The sequence below is a fragment of the Lysinibacillus sp. EB271-A1-10B genome (genome assembly GCF_058791335.1).
Genome location: NZ_JBYTDL010000031.1, coordinates 1 through 21774, shown reverse-complemented (window position 1 = coordinate 21774; position 21774 = coordinate 1). Strand labels below are relative to the sequence as shown.

17 protein-coding genes and 1 other annotated feature are annotated in these 21774 nt (G+C 33.7%); of the genes, 15 read left to right on the top strand and 2 right to left on the bottom strand.

The annotated features are described in order from the left end of the window. The first annotated feature begins 700 nt into the window (after positions 1-700). On the top strand, positions 701-5176 hold the full coding sequence (locus AC3WSK_RS24105) for an endonuclease (protein ID WP_492414782.1): 4476 nt from the start codon (positions 701-703) through the stop codon (positions 5174-5176). An 82-nt stretch (positions 5177-5258) separates the two neighbouring features. On the opposite strand, the gene AC3WSK_RS24100 is transcribed toward AC3WSK_RS24105, so the two are convergent. Together AC3WSK_RS24100 and AC3WSK_RS24095 are read right to left on the bottom strand one after the other, a co-directional pair. Continuing rightward, positions 5259-6362, bottom strand: a complete 1104-nt coding sequence (locus AC3WSK_RS24100) for a hypothetical protein (protein WP_492414783.1) — start codon at positions 6360-6362, stop codon at positions 5259-5261. Positions 6363-6798: 436 nt separating this feature from the next. Then, a complete protein-coding gene (locus AC3WSK_RS24095) occupies positions 6799-8007 on the bottom strand; it encodes an MFS transporter (RefSeq protein WP_492414784.1) in 1209 nt (402 codons plus the stop codon). A 245-nt stretch (positions 8008-8252) separates the two neighbouring features. Here AC3WSK_RS24095 and pdxR point away from each other — a divergent pair, with 245 nt between their 5' ends. The 14 genes from pdxR (at position 8253) to AC3WSK_RS24025 (ending at position 21516) form a co-directional block, all read left to right on the top strand. Further along, the gene (gene pdxR / locus AC3WSK_RS24090) at positions 8253-9644 is read left to right on the top strand and encodes a MocR-like pyridoxine biosynthesis transcription factor PdxR (protein ID WP_492414785.1); all 1392 of its coding nucleotides are present in this window, start codon (positions 8253-8255) and stop codon (positions 9642-9644) included. Positions 9645-10386: 742 nt separating this feature from the next. Next, entirely contained in the window at positions 10387-10842 is a 456-nt protein-coding gene (locus AC3WSK_RS24085; RefSeq protein ID WP_492414786.1) for a DUF4362 domain-containing protein, read from the top strand. Between the two features lie 490 nt (positions 10843-11332). Continuing rightward, complete coding sequence (locus AC3WSK_RS24080) at positions 11333-12076, top strand: type II toxin-antitoxin system HicB family antitoxin (RefSeq protein WP_492414787.1); 744 nt, start codon at positions 11333-11335, stop codon at positions 12074-12076. 1063 nt (positions 12077-13139) lie between these two features. Then, on the top strand, positions 13140-13319 hold the full coding sequence (locus AC3WSK_RS24075; protein ID WP_492414788.1) for a hypothetical protein: 180 nt from the start codon (positions 13140-13142) through the stop codon (positions 13317-13319). Between the two features lie 29 nt (positions 13320-13348). Further along, a complete protein-coding gene (locus AC3WSK_RS24070) occupies positions 13349-13606 on the top strand; it encodes a hypothetical protein (RefSeq protein ID WP_492414789.1) in 258 nt (85 codons plus the stop codon). A 129-nt stretch (positions 13607-13735) separates the two neighbouring features. Continuing rightward, entirely contained in the window at positions 13736-13972 is a 237-nt protein-coding gene (locus AC3WSK_RS24065) for a CPCC family cysteine-rich protein (RefSeq protein WP_492414795.1), read from the top strand. Between the two features lie 38 nt (positions 13973-14010). After that, complete coding sequence (locus AC3WSK_RS24060) at positions 14011-14505, top strand: DUF6584 family protein (RefSeq protein ID WP_492414790.1); 495 nt, start codon at positions 14011-14013, stop codon at positions 14503-14505. 168 nt (positions 14506-14673) lie between these two features. Next, positions 14674-15153 (top strand): SMI1/KNR4 family protein, encoded by a 480-nt coding sequence (locus AC3WSK_RS24055; RefSeq protein ID WP_079560201.1) that lies wholly within the window; start codon positions 14674-14676, stop codon positions 15151-15153. 197 nt (positions 15154-15350) lie between these two features. Further along, positions 15351-15614 (top strand) — a binding site (T-box leader). A gap of 65 nt (positions 15615-15679) precedes the next feature. Continuing rightward, a complete protein-coding gene (locus AC3WSK_RS24050; protein ID WP_079560375.1) occupies positions 15680-16903 on the top strand; it encodes an MFS transporter in 1224 nt (407 codons plus the stop codon). Between the two features lie 137 nt (positions 16904-17040). Then, entirely contained in the window at positions 17041-17433 is a 393-nt protein-coding gene (locus AC3WSK_RS24045; RefSeq protein WP_492414791.1) for a GNAT family N-acetyltransferase, read from the top strand. 602 nt (positions 17434-18035) lie between these two features. Then, positions 18036-18491, top strand: coding sequence for a hypothetical protein (locus AC3WSK_RS24040; RefSeq protein WP_427484856.1), 456 nt, complete (start codon positions 18036-18038; stop codon positions 18489-18491). A 70-nt stretch (positions 18492-18561) separates the two neighbouring features. Beyond that, positions 18562-19203: a DUF4304 domain-containing protein gene (locus AC3WSK_RS24035; protein ID WP_492414792.1), complete on the top strand. Its 642-nt coding sequence runs from the start codon at positions 18562-18564 to the stop codon at positions 19201-19203. 761 nt (positions 19204-19964) lie between these two features. Continuing rightward, positions 19965-20414 (top strand): ASCH domain-containing protein, encoded by a 450-nt coding sequence (locus AC3WSK_RS24030; protein ID WP_492414793.1) that lies wholly within the window; start codon positions 19965-19967, stop codon positions 20412-20414. Positions 20415-20577: 163 nt separating this feature from the next. Continuing rightward, positions 20578-21516 (top strand): aminoglycoside phosphotransferase family protein, encoded by a 939-nt coding sequence (locus AC3WSK_RS24025; protein WP_427484852.1) that lies wholly within the window; start codon positions 20578-20580, stop codon positions 21514-21516. The last annotated feature ends 258 nt before the right edge of the window (positions 21517-21774 follow it).

The window sequence follows — 21774 nt, the reverse complement described above, 5'->3', positions numbered from 1 at the left end:
AAGCAAATGTTGATTTTCACTTCGAGGTGGCGCTTTCCGCGGAAATCAACAATTCCTCATCAATGTACAAAACCATAAGCTAAAAAAATTATTATCAATATAGAAAAATCGGTGCTAGGTTTGACTATTATTTTAAACATGGAAATCCTCGATAGATTGAAGAATATGTCAGTACTAAGCTCCTCATAGTATGCTGTAGGGTTTCTGATCCAAAGGATTTACCCAGCCACTACCTCTAGCGGGTTGCTTTTCTAGGAACGTTCGACGAGCCGCTTTACCTTTATATAATAGTTTGATACAAAAGTAGTAGAAAGATAGAAAATAGTCTCTTGACCAGTAAGTGGTTAAGAGACTATTTACTTTTGGCGTAAATCCATTAGCCCGTTTTTATAATTAAGCCTATTAGGTAAGTGTCAAATTTTATTTATATGTTAAAATTATGTTATAAATTGTTAAAATCCCTGTAGTAGATGTGTTTTCTATTATTACAAATCATTAACATAATATAAATACTATAAAAATAGTGAATTAATAATAATATGATTACATATATATGTAATGGGGAAATATGTTTTGAATAGTTCGACCATTTACGACATGGCGTATGCGATAATTGTCGTCTGTACGGAATAGACCTAAACCGAAAGTATCTTTTGCAAAAAAAACTGACATTCTTTAAATTGAAAGGAGAATTGACCTGATGTCAAAGAAGAATTGGAAGAAGCCGTTAAATACCTTTTTAGCAACAACTCTAGTCGCAAGTATTGTCGCACCTGTAGCACCCATTACAGTAAATGCTGAAACACTTGCAAAGGATTTAATCATTTCAGAGTATATTGAAGGAACTTCCTTCAATAAAGCGATTGAAATTTATAATGGTACAGGTGCCGCGGTTGATTTAAGTAATTATACGCTAGAACTTCATACGAACGGAGAAGCTACCGCGAAGAATAAAGTGAGTTTGACAGGTACTCTAGAAAACGGTGCTACGTATGTTTTACATCATAAAGATGCAGATCCAAACATTAAAGCAAAAGGAAATCTAGAAAACATAACGGTTATTAATTTCAATGGAAATGATCCAGTCGTATTAAGGAAATCTGGTGAAATAGTCGATTCCATTGGACAAGTTGGTTCTTCAGCAGATTTTGCTAAAGATGTAACTTTAGTAAGGAAGAGTTCAGTTTTGACGGGTGATACAACTATTAATGATCCTTTTAATGCAGCATCGGAATGGGATTCATTACCGGTAGATAATTTCTCCAATTTAGGCCGACACGTAATGGATGGCAATACAGGTGGTCCTGTTGACCCCGAAGTACCGGCAATTCTCTCAATTGGAGATGCTCGGAATAAAAGTGTAGGTGAAACGGTAACGATCAAAGGTAGAGTTGCAGCAGGCTTGAAAAATACGTTTTCGGTCCAAGATGAGACAGGTGGTATTGCGGTAAGACCTACTAGTCTAGCTATGTCTGTCGGGGATGAAGTTACGTTAAAAGGGAAGTTAGTTGACTATCGTGGTTTACTACAATTAGATGGTGCTACAATCGTTGAAAAAGTTGAAAATGCTGGGATACCTGCTCCAAAGGTAGTAGCTGGGGCTCAAGTGAATGAAGAGAGTGAATCGCAGTTAGTAACAGTGAAAAATGTTACGCTTACAGATGTTCAACAAGGTGCAGGATGGGCGAACTTTACTGCAAATGACGGAACGAATTTTCTTGTGCGAGATGAGACAAATTCTCTAGGCTTAACTGTTGGTACAAACTATGAATCTATCACTGGAATTGTTCAACAGTTCGATAAAGACTATCAGGTGATTCCTCGATCAGAAGCAGATATCGTAGTGGATAGTGCAGCACTAAAGCCTGCTAGCGCATCTCCTGGAAGTGGGACGTTTGTTGGGAAAACAACAGTAACTTTAACAACATCGACAGCAGATGCAGAAATTTATTACACATTAGATGGTACAGAGCCAACTGATAAAAGTCTTAAATATGAGACACCAATTGAAATTAGGAAAAATACGACTTTAAAAACAATCGTTAAAGCTAAAGATGGCACGTTTAGTGAAATAACTACATTTGAATATAGCATTGCAGATAAATTACAGATTCATGATATTCAAGGTGCAGGGCATGCTACAACATTTGATGGTAAAACAGTTGAAGGAATTGAAGGGATCGTAACTTATTCATTCACGTTAAATAATAATTGGTATTATACGATTCAAACACCAGATGAATTAGCCGATCAAGATCCGAAGACTTCTGAAGGTATTTTTCTGTACGGTGGAAAGAAACCATGGCCAATAAAGGTTGGGGATTTAGTATCTGTTAAAGGTAAAGTAAGCGAATATGCATACGATGGTTATGATGACAGGCAGCAAACAGATTTAAAAACAACACAAATTAATGTGCGTGACGATCAAGAAGGAAAAGTGGAGGTCATTAAAAGTAATGTAGCCTTACCAAAAACAATTGGAATCGATAAGTTAAAAATGTCCTTTAGTAAAATCGACAGTGATAATCTTGGGGTTTTTAATCCAACAATCGACGCTATTGATTTTTGGGAAAGTATCGAAGGCATGAGAGTAGAAGTTGAAAACGTGAAAGCGGTAGCACCACAAGAGCATGGGGATTTAGTAACAGTACTTGAAGGTGAACCAACAAACACAATTCACGGTGGGGTATTGCATGAGAAAGAAAATGCAAATCCAAACAGAGTTCAATTCCGATTAGAACCGAATGGCGCTGCACGTGATTTTGAAGTGGCTACAGGTGATAAATTTAAAGGGCCAATTACGGGAATCGTAGGCTATTCCTATCAAAACTTTAAAATCTATGCTTCTCTAGATGAGATGAAGGCAGCTCATGAAAAAGGAAATACATCACCTGAGACGACAAAAATAGTTAAGGAAGAAGATAAGTTAACAATTGCCTCTTATAATTTGGAGAACTTCTCTAATAACAAAACTTCTACTACTGATGATAAAGCGAAAAAATTAGCAAGAGCAATTGGTATTGATATGGGTAGTCCTGATATTGTTGGTGTAACAGAGGTACAAGATAATAACGGGCCATCTGCAGGAGATTCAAAAGCGGATCAAAGTTATCAAAGATTAATCGACGCCATTAAAGGTGTAGGTGGTGTCGAGTATCAGTATGTTAATATCGATCCAATTAACAATCAAGACGGTGGAGCACCAGATGCAAATATTCGAGTTGGCTTCCTTTATAATCCAGAGCGGGTGAAGTTAAAGGATGGTATTCCAGCAGGGGATGCGACAACAGCTGTTGGTTATGAAGATGGGAAATTAACAGTGAACCCTGGGCGTATTGATCCAGCAAATGAAGCGTTTAAAAGTAGCCGTAAACCTTTAGCAGCGCAATTTGAATTCCAAGATGAAGATGTAATTGTGATCGCAAATCATTGGAATTCTAAAAGTGGAGATACCCCATTATTTGGTTCGATTCAGCCTCCACAGTATGGAAGTGAAGTACAACGTAAAAAAATCGCTAATATTGTTTCTAATTTTGTTGGAGACATTAAATCAAAAAATCTAGATGCAAACATTGTTTCTTTAGGTGATTTTAATGATTATCAATTTGCGGATGCGCTTAAAATCCATGAAGGTCAATGGATGACGAATATGATTAATAAGGTAGAGGCTCCTGATCGTTACACATATGTATATCAGGGGAATTCACAAGTATTAGACCATATTTTATTGTCAAACAATTTGGCAGAGAAAACAGATGTTGATATTCTTCATATTAACGCTGATTTTACAGACATGGCAGGTCGTGCAAGTGACCATGATCCAGTAATGGTTCAAATCGATGTAAATAAAGATTCAACTGTTGAACCGATTAAACCTGAAATAGTATATGACTATAAGAACTTCAAAAAGAACAAATTAACAATCAATAAACCTAGTATAGCACTTCATTTAGATGCGCAATCTGTTATCCCAAAAGGTGTGTTCCTTAAAGGTGGCTATGCAGAACTACATGGAGAAGGCTTTAAGACGACTGATGTTATCCTTAGTCCAGTGAAAGCAGGGATGATTGTCGACCTTAAAGGCAATAGCGTGAAAACACTCACAATTGAAGGTCCATATGTCAGTGAAATAAGAGGCGCTGAAAATTTGGATATACAATCGATAATCTATAAAAAGGGTGCAGCTCCTGAGCAAATTAAATTTACAAATTCGAAGGGGAAACCGATTGTGAATCCTTCTTTGCCTGCTGAAAACAATCAACCAATCATTAAAGAACCTATTACTAACAAAACTGTAGCTATTGGTGAGGAAATTAAAATTGATTTAACCAATCATTTTTCCGATCCTGATGGGGATAAACTTTCATTTACTGCTACAAAAGGGACGATAAATGGAACGATATTAACAGTTAATTTAACAGAGGGTAGTCATATTGTTGGCGTTACAGCTTCTGATGGAAAGAAAAGTGTCACTACAAGTTTCAGCGTAACAGTCATTGCTAATGATTATTATACAGGTGCTTATAACAAGGAAGGTCAAGCACTGAAAAAGGCTCTACATGATATCATCTCCGTACAAAAGGTACTTTCTTATGATGATGTTTGGAATGCATTGAAGTATACGGATGAAGATCCTGCTAATCCGAGTAATGTCATTTTATTTTACTCTGGGAAATCTAGTCCAAAAACAAATAGTGGTGGCAATGTAGGGAACTGGAACCGAGAGCATACGTGGGCAAAGTCACATGGTAACTTTGGGACAAGCAATGGACCAGGAACAGATATCCATCACTTACGCCCAACTGATGTACAAGTTAATAGCTCAAGAGGAAATTTAGACTTTGACAATGGTGGCAGTCCAGTGGCAGGCTGTAATGGTTGCTTGAAAGATTCAGATTCATTCGAACCACCTAACCGCGTAAAAGGTGATGTAGCACGTATACTATTATATATGGCCACTCGCTATGAAGCTGGAGATAAGGTGGATCTTGAATTAAATGACAAAGTTAATAATGGAACAGCTCCTTATCACGGTAAACTTTCTGTTCTTTTACAATGGCACAAGCAAGATCCTGTAGATGAATATGAAAAACAAAGAAATGAAAAAATTTACGAAATCCAAGGCAATCGAAATCCATTTATAGATCATCCTGAATGGGTAGAGAAGATATGGTAAGTTAAATAAGAGTACTTAAAACGCCACTTCAAGGTTTATGTTGAAGTGGCGTTTGAGTTTTGTTACACTCTTTTCAATTCTACTAAAATTCGTAGTGCTCTTTAGGGTTTTGAATACTAATTCTTTTCAAAAGCGCATTTTCAGTAGATCCATCGAATTCAGCATGGAATACTATATCATCAACAGTAAATGTTGCGAAATATAGTATTTGGTCAATAGTATCCGTGAAATCATTTGTTTCTATTGTCACTTTTTGATTTATAGCTTTTGAAATATCTTTTGCCGTTACTTCTTTAAAGTTAAATAAAAGAACATGTGTAATTGGTCCGTTGTTTATGTTTCCATCGTAAAATGTAGTGCAAATTGAGTAATCTTCATACGATTTGCATAAAACACCTTCAAAAGATTCTTCTTTCGCTATAGCCTTATTCTTTTGAACGCCATCACCAATAGTGTCCATAAAGGAAATCCCAGTTTTGGTGAAACTATTATTTAATGCTTTCATAAATGCTTCATTATGTATTATTGGAAGTCCTGTTTCTAGCAATATTTTTTCATTATTTGCTAATAGATGATTGTCTTTTACTACATAGGTTTGATTTACTTCTGTCCCTACTAAATGAAAGGAATTTGTAGTGGGATTTACAGTTATATCCTCCCTATTTTCTGCATATGCTTTGAAGCCCAATATGACACGAGAATTATCATCAGAAGCCTTAATAAGGTTTACTTCATGTGAAATCGTTTTGACGCCTGGTTGAAAGTCACTCGCGATGAGTATTTCTTTATCATCTGGTCCATTCAGGACGCCATGGAATGCAATTTCGTTATGAATTGGATATTCATAGTGTAGATCACTCCAGTTCTCCCAAGCTTTATTTGCTCTATTATATTTCCCTACGATGTAGCCGTAATTGGTTTGATCACTATAACCCAAAATATATTCAGGGATTTTATCTCCATCAAAATCGACAAATTGTTCAGCCGCTACAGGGAATTTAGATTTCGTTTGCTCATACCATTCACTTGTATTTACCGTACTCTGCCATTCTTCTTTCGATTGAGGGAGAGCTTGCTCTGCTGTTTGCTTCTCAGAAGCCTCTTCATTTTTCTTAGAAACTCCCTCATTACTCGAACATCCTACTAATAAACACACCAGTAAGAGGATAGACAAATTTCTTAACATCCTGAAAACCTCCATTTAATCTATAATCTAGTCATAATCTATCATTTATTATTCTACCTTTAGTCACATATTAGTATCTACATATTTTTTCGAAAGTACCAATATTTATTGGAAAACCGATATGTTTACTAGAAGAAGTATTTTAACAAGTTCATAAAGTAGATGCTGATAGTGAGATTATGGAAGCTTGATAAGGAAATTGTAGTGGAATCTTGTCATGTTATATCTGAGTTTAGCAGATATGGAAGTGTGAGAGATCGAACGCTGCGTACTCAAAACGCCACTTCAATGTTTAAGTAGAAGTGGCGTTTTATTCTTTCCAAACGTGCATTTTCAGTAGGATCATCGAGTTCAGGATGACATATGTTGAAGAAACAATTTTACACGGCGATAGCGTGAAAATGATTATATTTTAATTGTTGTTGAAGTCAAAACCTTAAGCAATCTCCTTCTTTACCTTTTTCACAATAGAATGTGAAGATAGTCTACCATGCAGTAAATAATAAACAGCAATACCGATTATGATAAAGAATGAACAATAAAAATATATTGATCCGTAATCAATTTTAGCTGCGGCAATACCAAAGATAAATGACCCAATGCCGAACCCAAAATCATAGATAGAAAGGAATGTAGCCGTAGCCAATGCTCTCTTTTTAGGGGGGGCTACTTGAATAGCGATAGTTTGAAAGCTTGGAAATACAGTTCCCCATCCAACACCGATAAGGGCTGCTGATGTAAGAAATAACAAGGACGTATTCGATACACTTAGTAAAAACGTACCGATTGCGAAACATAAAATAGCGGGATAAATGATCGTATTTGCCCCGAATAAATCAAACCATTTTCCGGTAAAAGGTCGTGAAATTAAAAGGACCACTGCGTACACAACAAAGAAATAACTAGCAGCTTCCACTAAGCTTTGCTCTTTAGCATATAAGGAAACGAAGGAAATAATTCCTGAATAAATCAGTCCAAAGAAAGCTGACACCAATGATACAGGAATAGCGGAACGTTCCAAATAATCTCCAATCTTCATGCTTGTTTTTCGTTCAATTTCCCGTTCTTGCATAAAAGTTTTCTTAGGTAACTTAACAAATAATCCTGCAACGAGTGCAAAGAAAGCAAAACTTGCATTGATGATAAACATTAGACTTGTCGCTGTTTGTTGCATAACAGTCAAACCTAAAAAGGGACCAATAGCCATAGCAAGATTTAGCGTTAGTCCATAGTACCCCATTCCTTCTCCTTTACGGGATTCAGGGATGAGATCAGCTACAATTGCTCCAGTGGCTGTTGTGGCCATCCCAAAGCCAATTCCATGAAAAAAACGAAGAAATAGTAAGCCAATCAAAGATTGCGGAATAAAATACAAAGTTGAAGCTGCGAAAAGAACAAGGAGAGAACTTATAAAAACGACATATTTTCCTGCCTTTTCGATCCATTTACCTGCAAATGGGCGTGTTAGGATGGAGGCAATCAAAAAAACTGTAGTAATAAGTCCAGCTTCAGTTTTGGCACCATGTAATTCTTGTATAGCATATATCGGTAATGTGACCAATAAATAAAAAAATGTTGTAAACACGAGAAAATTAGTAATGGCAATACTGATAAAATCTCTTGTCCATAATCGAGGTTTATCCAATATTTCCACCTCCTCAAAATATTAAATTCCTTGTACCACCCGCTGAAACAGAGGAACTTAGGCTAAGACCTTCCAAGATAACAGAAGTTCCTTGAATTCTTACTGCTATCAAGTTGATTCCCACAAAATATGTACATAAATAATGTTATCAGTGACCTTTTTCTAAATTCATTATTCATTTATACTGTCATTTCTAAAAGGTACAGTTTACAATAAACACAAATGACAGATGAGGTATTTCAATAATGAATGAGCTAATTTTTAATATCAATCGAGAAAATAATATTCCAATGTACCAACAAGTTTATCAATACATAAGAACTCAGATTTTATCTGGTAAATTAGAGTGGAATACAAAGTTGCCATCGATTAGGCAACTTGCTCTCCAACTAGAGGTCAGCAGAAACACAACTCAGCTAGCTTATGAACAATTGCAATCGGAAGGGTATATTCGAAGTGAGAACAAAAAGGGGTTTTTTGTAGATGCAAATATATCGGATGAGACGCTTAATTATGAACCTATTAAAGAACAACATCATGAAAAGAATCAAACTGACATAAAAACGATTGACTTTAAAATCGGGACAGTGGATCAAGAGAACTTCCCTTTGAAAACATGGAGAATGCTTACAAACAAAGTTATTAAAGACCCTAGCATGTTTTCATACGGAGAAAAGCAAGGCGATATTCAATTAAGAAAGGCACTAGTAGATTACTTGTTCCAATCAAGAGGGGTTAATACTTCTGCTGAACAGATTATTATTGGCAGTAGTACACAACACTTGTTATTACTTTTGACGCTGTTGCTAAAGCAAGACTATCAATATCTGGCAGTAGAAGACCCTGGATATAATGTGGCAAGGGACCTATTTGCGCTTCAGTCATTTATCATAGATCCAATCCCGGTAACAGAACAAGGCATTCAAGTTGATCGCCTTTTACAGTCACCTTCTAGACTTTTATATGTCACTCCTACTCACCACTTTCCATATGGAGTAACTATCCCCGTCAATGAAAGATTAAAGTTAATTCAATGGGCAAAAAGGGTGGAAGGATATATTATTGAGGATGATTACGATAGTGAATTTCGTTACATTCATCAACCTATACCATCTCTTCAAAGCTTAGATTCTAATGATAGGGTGGTTTATTTAGGAACTTTTTCAAAAGCATTGCTACCTTCTATCCGGGTTAGTTATATGGTTTTGCCAAAGAGGCTAGTAAGTGAATATAGAAAGATACTTCCTTTGCTTGAGCAAACATCCTCATCTATTCATCAGAGAACATTGGCGGCCTTTATGAATGAAGGATATTGGTACTCACACTTAAGGAAGATGAAGGCATTGTATAAACGTAAAATGAACCTATTGAATAGGGAATTACTAAAACACTTTAAAAATGATGTTGAAATAAAAGGTAGTAGCTCCGGAGTTTACGTTATTATTGAAGTTAAAACAAAAATGAGTGAAAAAATGCTAATAGAAAGCGCATATGAACACGGAATAGCAGTTCATCCATGCTCACAAACTTTCTCGAAATATAAACCACAATATCCACACATCTTACTTGGATTGGGTAATTTAAGTGAGGAAGAGATCATAAAAGGAGTTTCACAATTAGCAAAAATTTGGTTGTAATCTTATAAGGGACCGCATAACATCGGTATTTAAAAGAGATCAAATAAGAAAGAAAACCTGTTTGTATAGCTCCATTCATTTATGATTCAATACTATTTAACATAATTGATATAGTACTTTTTAAATATATAATTTTTCCTTTAACTATTGTATTTATCAATAGTGTTCTATGGTTTAGCAAATTCAAACTTGAATTTTATGAGCATATGCTTTGGGCTTATATTGCTTTCTTATTATCCGTTATTGTTTCGTTTCAAAGAAAAGCCTCCTGGTGAAATCTTAGTATTATACGCAGATTTTTTAATGATTTTGTACATCACTGTAGTGCAGTGTATTTTTTTACTTTTTTTTAATGGCATTCTTTATATAACTTATATAATTCTAAAAAAATCAAAAAGTTTTAAAAGAAGGTTGTTAAAAAGACACTAAATCTCCTTTTACAAAATAGAAAATAACGTTTAGTAAATTTAATCTTGCTGCAAAAAATAATTCGTTTTAAGGAGAGAATGGCAATTTGGCATTCCATGGGTGCTTCCGTTCTACGCCAGCTTATAAATTAAATGAAATAGTTAACTAAATTTCTCTGGTTGACCTTATAATCCGAACATGGTGCTTTAGAAGGAAAGCATAGAGCTGTTCAAACGCTCTTTTTTTATTTTAAAGCGGAGCAGCAATTAAAACATAATAATCTTGAAACGAAAACAAAAGAAATACGACTACCTTTATAGAAGGAGTGATATGTTTGAAAAAGTTTGGTTTAATTCTGTATTTATCACTATTATCAATATTTTTACTCGGTTGCCAACAGGAAAGTGAAATTAACAATCTGAAGAAATCTTCTCACCCCGAAGAGGCAATGAAGAATGGCGATGTAGTCAATGTTCACGGAAAAATTAGTAACTTAGATAAATTTGAGAATTTTATAAAAAATGCTAAAAAAGGTGCAAAAGATGATGTTCGTATTACAATGTACACGATTGAAGGAGACCAAATTTTTTATAATTTAAATTATGACGGCAACGAAATTCAATATACTTATGATGATTCACAAGATGGATATGCGGGTTCTAGAAAGGGAATCAAAAGTACGTCTTGTTCTAATTTAGAATCAAGAAATAATGATGAAGGCGTTGAATACTATTTAAGTGGGTGTTCGTCGGATGTTGGAGATACTTTTTCCTTTCAAATTTCACAATAGGGAAAAGACTAAGGAGTAATATACACGCCAGTATCTGAAAGGCTTTCTGATAAAAAATATCAATCTTATAGTGGGCTGTTTGCATTTAATTTTGTTCCATACTTTTTTATTTTTATAATACTAGGTGCAACCTTGCCACCAGTGATTGATAACATAATTCAGTTTAATTTAAATGGCATCAAAAGAGTTCTAATAATAATAGGGACATATTGGTCTATATTATAGTCTCCATTTTATTTTTTTAACTTGATTTTAGTATTTACTACATATTGGTTTAAGTTCAAATAGTGTTTCAATTTGTTCTTTTTGTAAACGAAAATAAAATTGTTATTAAAGTGACGGTGCTTTCCTTGAAAATCAAAGAGTTGCATGGGCAGCTCTTTTTTTCTTTATTGAACGATCCTAGGCAATTAAGTTGAAATAGATTTGATTGCAATTATCGTAAAATAGTTTATTGTAAAGAGAAGTTATGATTAAAGGGTGTGCAGCTATGTTATATTTCGGAGAATTAGTATATCCAGCATTTATACAACAGGATGCTGATGAAACATATGGTGTTTATTTCCCTACTCTTTTTCCTGAAAACGGGTGGGATATTCCTTTGTGCTGGGGCAAAACCAAACTTATTGCGATAAAAAATGCAGAAAAGGATTTAGCTTACTCTTTAGCAGGAATCTTATATGATAATGAAGAACTTCCTAAACCTATCCCTATTCAAAGTAACAATCTTTCTCAAGGAATGGATTTAATCCATGTGGAGACTTCGTTTGAACCGTATGCCGAAGAAATACAGGAACATTTGAAAAACGCACATTGGCATATTGACTATTACGCTGAAGAATATGAAGAGAGAATCGAGGCCATTGGTTATAAAAATGACCAAGGAAAGTGGGATATTCAATTTGGAGATTATTCAGAGGAGGAGGAAATTCTTTTTTTTGATTCCTCGCACCGAAGAAATCCCGAGTGGCCGTTTAATATGATACTATTTTCAGTACATACAAGATCTGAAGCACAAGAGAAATTTAATCAATTTGTTGAAAAAGTAGTTATCAAACATCGTACTTCCATTGAGTGGTTAGAGAGGGAAAAAGAACGACTGAAATTTGAAAAAGATAATAAAAAAATTATGTTCAAATCAATTAATGAATTAGTAAAAAAGGGACAGATTTCTGCAATGCAAGCAGCAATATTAAAAAAAGAAGTAACAGATCCAGAATACAGTATCAATTAACTGAAAGAGGTAACCATCTCATTATTTTTGAGGTGGTTTCTTTTTTTTATAGGGTGGCATCACTTAAGAGTTAAGGAACTGATATGAGCAGATATAGTAAAGTACAATATTAAATTACATCCCTATATTGAGTGAATATGTGAAGGTAAAGAAAAAACATTTGGTTATCGATACGTTCTATTTTTAATAAAGTTTGAAGTTAGCAAAAAAGCAATTCCAATAAAAATGTATAGTATTGCTGCAGATTTGTTCGGAATAAATGAATTGTAATTAAGAGGGCCGAGTGACGTTCCAAATCCACTCATACACATAAAGAAGCCTATCCCAAAATGAATTTTCCGATTGTAGTATGTTTTTTCATATATAGATCCCTCCTGAAATATGGATTTTTGTATATCTAAGCGAAATATAATTTTGGAATTTTGATTTTGAGGAGATTAATAAATAAAGTAATTCACTACTTCGTCGAATATCAATAACTTGTGTAGAAATATACCTTAACTAAGAAGTTGAGTGGGGTGTGGAAAAAATTACATATATGAATAAATGCAATACATTGTTAAGATTTGATAGGTCAAGTATTCTTTGGTAAGAAATTAGAACAGTGGCATTTCTCCAATAAGTGAAGACGTTTTTTACAAACTAAGCAGAATAGTTCAAGATCGATAATTAGTAAGTATTTTGTTGTGAAAGGAAAAGTAATGAGTAAGGTAAAACTATATTTAACCTATCGAAAAAGATCATATCTTTTATATATGGCACTTTATATTACAGGTTTCATTGTTGCTAACTGTATATTTGGACCTCCGAAGCATTATGTTGCCCCTATTTTATCAACGATATTAGTTTATAGCTTTTTAGAGTTTCGAGAATATAAAAGTTGGAAAAAAGAAAATTATTGAATTTAGTATCCTCAAGGAGGTTTGCTTGAAGATCATTGGAATGCTTAGACAGCTCCATTTTTCTTCTTGTGCTAACGGTGCGGTTTAGTTAAAGAAGGAAAAAATTACATATGTAAATAAAGTGAAAATAAATAACTTGATAATAAAAAGAGGTGTTTGATTTGAACGCTAAAACCTTACATGAATGGGAACAAAAACACGATGCAAAAAATCAAACAATTAAGGGATTTTGGGAAAGTTTTAGGAAATGGCGTGAGGAAGATAGATATGACTATTTAGACACGTTTAATGGGAAGTTGTACGAAGAATTCATTAGTGTTGAAGAAAAATCATTGAATTAATATATAACTTCTCAAGGGTTGAAGCATTTGTGTTCTTTACTGTGAATTTTTTTTACTTTGATAAAGAAATTGGAACATACTCCATTGAATTCGACTTGGATGGGGAAGTATTAGATGAATATTTAGTTGTTGACCATTTATCCATAAAAAATATTATTTCTGAAATAAAACAAAACATAACGACTGCGCGAAAAGCATTAAAAGAGGGCATTGAAATAAAATCAATATCCAATATTACTGGTATTGATGAAACTTCAATAGAAATTATAAAGAAAAAATATTGTTGAACTAGTAGGATGCAAAAGTTTAACAAGGTGTTGCAGCGGCAGCATCTTGTTTCTTCTTGTGCTAACGAAGCAGTTTAGTTGGATAAGAAGTATGAAAAGATAAAAATAAAAAAGTGTGGGAGAAATTATATGAAATATACTTGCCCTTGTTGTGGATATAGAACATTAGACGAAGAGCCACCAGGAACTTATGATATATGTGGAATTTGTTATTGGGAAGATGATGGAGTTCAATTTGATGACCCTGATTGTGAAGGAGGAGCTAATATTCCATCCTTAAGGCAAGCACAAAAAAACTTTATTGAATTTGTAAGAAAACCTAATGATAAAGACGAAAAAGACCCTAATTGGAAACGGTTATTATAAAGTAAGTAAGGAATTAGGATAAACGAGGGTGTTTTTATTTGAAAAAGGAAATTTCAAAGGCTTTAAAACGAATAGAAGAGGATATAAAAAATGATGATTTGGGGAAGGCAAGGGATAGATTACACGGGTTAATATCAACCTTTCCAAATGAATTAAAACTCCGTAAAAAGTTGGGAGATATTTATTTCGAGTTAAAATATCCTGCAATGGCTGGTCGATATTGGTATTTAGAAAAGAATAAGACCCCAATAATGATACATGCGTGTATAGAATTTGAAAACTCTATGGGAAATGACATTAATAATATAGCAAGAGCTTTAAAGTATAAAGGCGATATTGAAATTTTGATAGGACTGGAATTAGACACAGCACTTTTATATAAAGTAAAAGAAAAATTAGTAGAAGAACCAGATGTTCCAACAGAACTTGAAGATAAATTAATTATCTTTGGTTGCCTTTCAATAACATTTTTAATAACTATTCTTATATTTGTTGGAGCTGCTACAGTTCTTAGCTGGATTTTTTTTAATTAGTTTTGCAATAGTGGATAATGGAAAGAAATTTGCTGCTAATGGGGTGTAATAGCTGTAAAGAAAGGCTGTATTTGACAGACTTTTTAGTAAGGTTCATGTAAAAAGAATTTTAAGCATAGCGTTAATTTAAGAAGAGGTAAATATTTTCAATTGTATGGGGGAGTCACATTGGTAAATGAAGTAATTACAAATGCTAAAGAAATGATTCAAAGGTCTGGAACATCCACTAGGATAGCGACAGATGAAGAAATAAATGCCCTAAATGAAAAACTAGATATTAAACTTCCGGAATGGTTGATAGAATTAATGACTACGGTAGAAGTATGTGATAGTGAATTGGTGGTTCCTTTTTATGCAGAAGATGAAGATCCTCAATTACGAATCGAATTCTTGAATCCAAAGTGTATTATTGAAGAATGTTTAGACGCTGTTCCTGGATGTGCAGTATTTGAAAATGGTTATATTTGTATCGGAGTAGAAATAGCAATTGGTGATGCTTACGCAATAAATATACACGAAGGAAATAATCCTCCTGTCTATTTATTAGATCATGAATATGGTGAAGAGACTGAGTGGATCATTGAAAATAAACGAACTGTTGTAGAAAAAATATCCGACCTTTTCCTAGTTGCTAGAATAAATAAATGATTATCTGTTTACTGAAGTTAAACTTTTTATTGAACTAACGGGGCGGATTAATTGAATACGAATAATGGTATGCATGAAGTAAATAATTTCTGTAACAACAATACTGTAAATGAAAATAATTCTATATTTGATTAACGATTAAAATTTTTTGTATTGAATTTCAGTTCGTAATAGTATAAAATTTACAAAATTACATATAAAAAGCTGTGAAAAGAAGAGTAAACATACGTACTATCTACAGAGACCTCTGGTAGCTGAAAAAGAGGGATAGGAAATGTGTTGAAACAAGCCTTTGAGCTGTGTATAGGATTTGTTTGTTGGAACAATGATGATGCAACGTATTCTCACGTTATAGAGATAGGGTATCGCAGGTGATTTATTCACAAAGCCGTACTTGATAAGGTTTCTACAGGAATGTAGAAATGAACTGGGGTGGCACCGCGATATGACTCGCCCCCAAGATAACAATCTTGGGGGTGAGTTTTTTTATTTTGTTTTACAAAAAAATAAAATAGGAGTGGTGATTATGTCCAGATGGAAGTATCCTTTCATACTATTAGGAGGAATAGGCATTTCAAATGTGGGTGCATGGGTTTACCTAATTGCACTGAATTTAATGATATTGAATGAAACAGGTTCCCCGCTTGCAATTGCTTTATTATATATACTAGGTCCAATTGCAACTATATGTTCGAATGCTTGGGCAGGTAGTTTAATTGATCGGGTAAATACACGACGACTTATGATGGGATTAGATGTTTTCCGAGCAATATGTATTGCGTTAATTCCATTTTTACCTTCACTTTTTTATGTTTATGTACTAGCGTTTATCATTAATATGGGAAGTGCCATTTTTCAACCTACATCTATGGTTTATATGACTAAACTAATACCTGAAAAAGATCGGCAACGCTTTAATGCACTACGTAGTTTTATCAACTCTTGTGGTTCACTAATAGGTCCTGCCATCGCAGGGATTTTATTTTGGGTGGGAACTCCCTATACTGCCATCTATGTGAATGCAGTGGCTTTATTTTTTTCTGCACTGATTATCATGATGCTACCAGATGTTGATTCAGGACTCAAAGAGACAGAGGGGCAAAGATTTACATGGGATATGATAAAAACTGATTTTTGGGTTGTTTTTAACTTTAGTAAGGACAATTCCTATGTCACAAAAATATATTTATTATTTAGTGGTACTACTATATTCATGACCGCAATCGATTCTCTTGAGGCAGCATTTGCTAAAGGAGTACTTTCAATATCAGATACCAATTATGGGTTTTTATTAAGTGTTTTTGGAGCTGGAATAATAATTGGATCAATTATTAATTCAGTATTTTCAAAACAACTTGCCGTTAATCTTTTAATAGGTATTGGTACCATTTTTACCTCAATAGGTTATTTAGTACTTTATAGTTCTAGTGGCTTTTTTAGTGCGGTACCTGGTGTATTTTTAATCGGGTTTGCTGTAACGTTTGCAAATACAGGGTATTTGACTTTCTATCAAAATCATGTACCAGTGAAGATGATGGGAAGATTCGGAAGCATCTTTAGTGTCATTGAAGCAGGTTTCATTGTTGCTTTAACGGTTTTAATAGGTTTAGCTGCTGAATTAACTTCGATTCGTCCTGTGGGGTTAATAGGATCATTTGCCTTCTTCTTATTAGGGGTATTGGCATTAAAAGCTGTATCAGGTGCAAAACTTCAGAAATATTTTAAAAATGCGTCTTCTTTAAACAGTTAATTAAAAAGGCTTGAATCACACTTTACTTTGTTATGTGTATTATTGCGAGTGGAGTTTTCTATCAGTTTAGAAAAGGGCAGAAGTGTTGAATTAAGGTATTAGGAAACTTATTAAAATCGTATAAAGGGGTTAAATAAATGAAATACATTGAATCAGAAAAGGTCACTAAAGAAGAAAAAGAACATATTTTTCAAGAATTATTAAAATACAATCTTGATAACATTGAAGAAAAGGTAGTAAAAGATATTGGTCTTTTTGTAGAAGATGAAGAAGGAAATAGAGTTGCGGGGTTGATTGGTGATACACATGGAAATTGGTTAGAAGTAGAGTATTTATGGGTAAGTGAAAAACTTCGCGGACAGCATATTGGTACGGAATTGATGCGTAAAGCTGAGAAGATTGCTATTAATAGAGGTTGCAAATATGCCTCCCTAAATACTTTTAGTTTTCAAGCACCTAATTTTTACGTGAAGCTAGGCTATAAAGAAGAATTTGTACTCAATGATTATCCGTTAACGGGAAAGCGATAATATTACACAAAAAAGCTTTAAGATTCAATTGTTAATAAGAACGCTGAATAAGGTTAGCTTATTAAAGGCGACCGAGGGCGATACGGAGAAATTTAAGTAGAGGACTTTTCTCGACTTTTCAACAATATTTTTCACACATCAATCTAAGGGCTTGTGAGTAAAATTACACACAAGTCCTTTTGTTATGATTCCTTTATTGCTCCTACAAACTCCTACATGGCTTTGTAGGAAAGATTGGACAAAATCTGTGAGAATTTGATTTCTCTACGCCACTTTTCAACCATCATAAGCTCATTAACCCCATCTAAGAACCTGTAACGGTTAAACTTTCTTTGTTAGTACTTCATTTTCACCAAACATTATATTTTATCTGTAAAGCTTACTAGTAGCTTTAGCTTGTTGCTTCGTCAACCTTTACCTTATTAGACTAACAATGCAGTTAATTGAATCAGGAAAAAATTACATATATAAAGTAAGGCAATACATTGTTAAGATTTGATAGGTCAAGTATTCTATGGAAAGAAGTTAGAGCGGAGGAGTTTCTCCAACAAGTGGTACTGATAAGATTAAAAATAAAGGATATGGTTTAAAAGGTGGATTTAATGAAACAAATAACAATAGGTTCCTGGACTATCGAGGTAGATGTAAATAAAACAAAGGAATTTTATAGGAAACATCATTTAATCACCGAAGGTTGTGATTGTGACTTTTGTGCAAATTTTGTTTTAGCCTGCGACAAGTTCCCTCCAGCAATTAAAGAACTCTTTAATTTACTTGGTATTGATCCTCGAAAAGAAGGAGAGGTTTCTGAATATATGGAGAATAAAGATGGTACACATTTATATGGTGCATTTTATCATATTGTTGGAAGAATAATTGAGGGACCAAAACTGTGGATGCCTACAGAGGAAGGTAGTGAAGTTTCATCACCTACCTTTGAAAAATATTATGGTGTTGAATTAGGTTTTTGTGAAGGTTTATCATTATTTTTCGAAGGGCTTCCAATACCAACAATTCAGTTTGAAATACAAATGAATATTCCATGGTTATTAAGCTAATGAAACTGTTTAGTTGAATAAGAAACGATTTTTAATAGACTGTAACAAAAAATTCAGAGGTGAACTAAGAATGATTGGCTCTCCTGAAATAAATAAAGTGATTAGAAAAATTTTATCACCAGTATTAAAGGATAATGGATTTGAAAAAGTTAATACTCGACGTAATTGGGGTTGGAAGGACCACTGTATTTTGGTATTGGACATAACTGCTGTTGGAAAGTATTTTTCAGATGTAACAGGATGGTCTCCGATGTCTGTGTATGTAGAATTAGGGATATATTATGACTTTGTTCTACCTAAAGATGGTGAAATAAAGATTGGAACAAAAGGTGAATTACTACCCAAATCCCATCAATGCCAGTTACAAAGACAGTTGTATTGTAGCCTTGACCAATCTAAATACACTAATGACTTTGACAATCCTGCTGAAAAAGAGCGTAACGATATTTGGTGGATACAACCAGATGGCTCTAATATCGAGGAAGTCATAAGTGATATAAAACAAGATTTCATAACTAATGGATTAGAGTGGTTTAAAAAAAATACAGATTTGAAGACAGCTTTTCTAGAAATTGAAAAAGAGAATAACTCTTTCAAAAAATTTTATAAAGCAAAGTATTTTGCAGAGCATTTAAATGATAATGCAAAGCTTAATGAGTACAATCTTTTGTTAGAACAAGAGCAAAAAAGAATTGGTAAGATATTAAACTAAGTTAATAAATATTTAAATGCTGTATTCTTTACATGTGTGTATCCATAAATAAGGCAAAAGGATGTTGTCGGTTGAACTACTATAAAAATAAAGTAGCCTGGTGCCATTTATGCAATCAGGGGTGGGTAGAAATAGTACAGGAGAAGAAAACAGGCAACCTTTTGATAGCATGTTCTGAGTGTGAATCCATGTGGAGACACCCAGATGATATAAAAAATCAAAAAAATTTACATCGGCTTTTGATACAACAATCGAAGATACAGTTGAGGATGAAGAAGATGTATTTTTAATATTTGAGTCGTATGTTGAAATCCAACACCCAACTGATAAAGATGTTCAAACAAAGAAATGGGGAAAATATATCATAGAGAATTAATAAAACATTGCTAGTATTGTTATGGATTGAGAAGAATACGGTTATCCAAAGATTTAGAAATAGACTCTAAATGAAATGATATTTTTTATAATTTTCTATAAAATATAGTACCCAATGAAAGTTTGGTAATATTAAAAGCCACGTTTGCTGTTAAATCAGTGTTTGTGGCTTTTTGTATGAACATTATTTATGCAAATTTTATTCAAAGGTATATGAGCATTGTTACAATAAGACTTTTCAATATTTTGCAGAAAACGCTGCAAGTTAGTTGAAGAGTGCTGTATGACTTCAACATTTAGTAATTTAATGGAATTAGATTTTTAGAGTGCTTAATCTATTTATGGTAAAATGTTACTAAAACAGAAGACGCATATGGAGGGATACTATGAATCAAGCGGCTCAGGAGTACTGGAATGAATATTGGAAGAATCAACCTCAACCTCAGTCTGTTAGTGCATGGCAATTTGGGGCCGATCCTGATTATCTCGCGCAATTGGTGGTAGATGGAAGTAAAACTGCAACATGCTCAGGATATATTTTTTATGAACTGGAGAATGAACCACTGCCAACAACAGAGGATTACAGCATTATTCTAAACAACAATGATAAACCTGTAGCAATTATTAAAACAGTAGAAGTTACGTTAACTCCTATGAATGAGGTCACTGAAGAGTTTGCTATTGCAGAAGGAGAAGGAGATAGAACCTATACATATTGGTGGGAAGCTCATGAAAAATTCTTCAGAAATGAGTTAAACGCAATCGGACGTGAATTTTCGGAAGATATGCTCCTTGTTTGTGAGCGTTTTAAAGTGGTGGATGTGAAGAATGGGTAAAGATTCATTCTTAAACAACCGTGCGTATTTTTTAATAAGAATCGCTTTTCTTAATGAACTAACGGGGGCAAGAGTTTAAGATCAAGCAAGAAATCTGCTTACAAAGTTTTTATTAGATAGTATCATTTTCATTGTTACTTGTTGAGAGAAAGGGGAATTGACTTTGTTAATTGAAAGTGTAATAGACTACATATCGAGCCTTAAAGGGTATTCATCTATAAAAAAAATCAAAAAAGGATACTCACCAGATGAAAAATACATAGTTACTGTCGGGCAAAATCAATACTTTATACGATTATCAGACATACAATATCACGAAAAAAGAACCGTCGAATTTTCATTGCTTCAAGCATTAGAAAAACAAGGCGCACAAACGAATAAAGCCTTAGAATGTACTTTATTGAATGAGGCTAATCTTTCTGTCATGGTATTAAGCTATATTGAAGGATACCCTGCAGATGAATTCATTTGGAATCTTTCTGATGTGGCGCAATTTAATATAGGTCTTGCTGCTGGGAAAGAATTAAGAAAAATTCATCAGCTATATGCCCATGTCCCACAAACGATGCACTGGGAAGAAGCTCAAAAAAAGAAATTCAGTTTTTATTTAAATGAATATAAAAAAGGTAGTTATCAACTGCCAAAAGAGCAAAAAATACTAAACTTTATTGAAAACAATTTCCACCTTCTTAAAGATCGACCTATAACATTACTTCATGATGATTTTCATCTTGGCCATATCATCGTTCAAAATAACACGTACAATGGCGTAATTGATTTTAATGGTTATGATTTTGGTGACCCATACCATGATTTTTATAATCTTTCTTTGTTTAGCAGAAGACATAGTATCCCATTTTGTATTGGACAAATAAATGGTTATTTTACAGAATCTCCAGACGATACATTTTGGCGAATATATGCCCTTTATGCAGCGATGAATATCGTCTCTACGATTGTGTGGACGAAAAAATATGATGAACAATCTTTTGATGATGCATTAGAAAGAATCCATCTCATTTTAGAAGATCATGACTATTTTAATTTGAATCAACCATTATGGTATAAGTCCATACCAATTGATAATGTTACAGGTTTATAAACGGCCATAGTATATTTTTAAACTGAACTATATTAATAAAATATAGTTCAGTTTTTATTTATGAGCAAAATCTACCCACCTCTTATTCAACTAACCAGCTAATAGTTTGTCAATATTTTTCTGTTAAAAGTTTAATATGCACGTGCTATACTAAAAAATGCATGACAAATAACCTTCCTAAAGTTTGCTTTTGGAAGGTTTTGTTTGATTTAGTTGTACTTACTTATCAAGCTAAATCTTGGTACGTAGTTCTGTTTT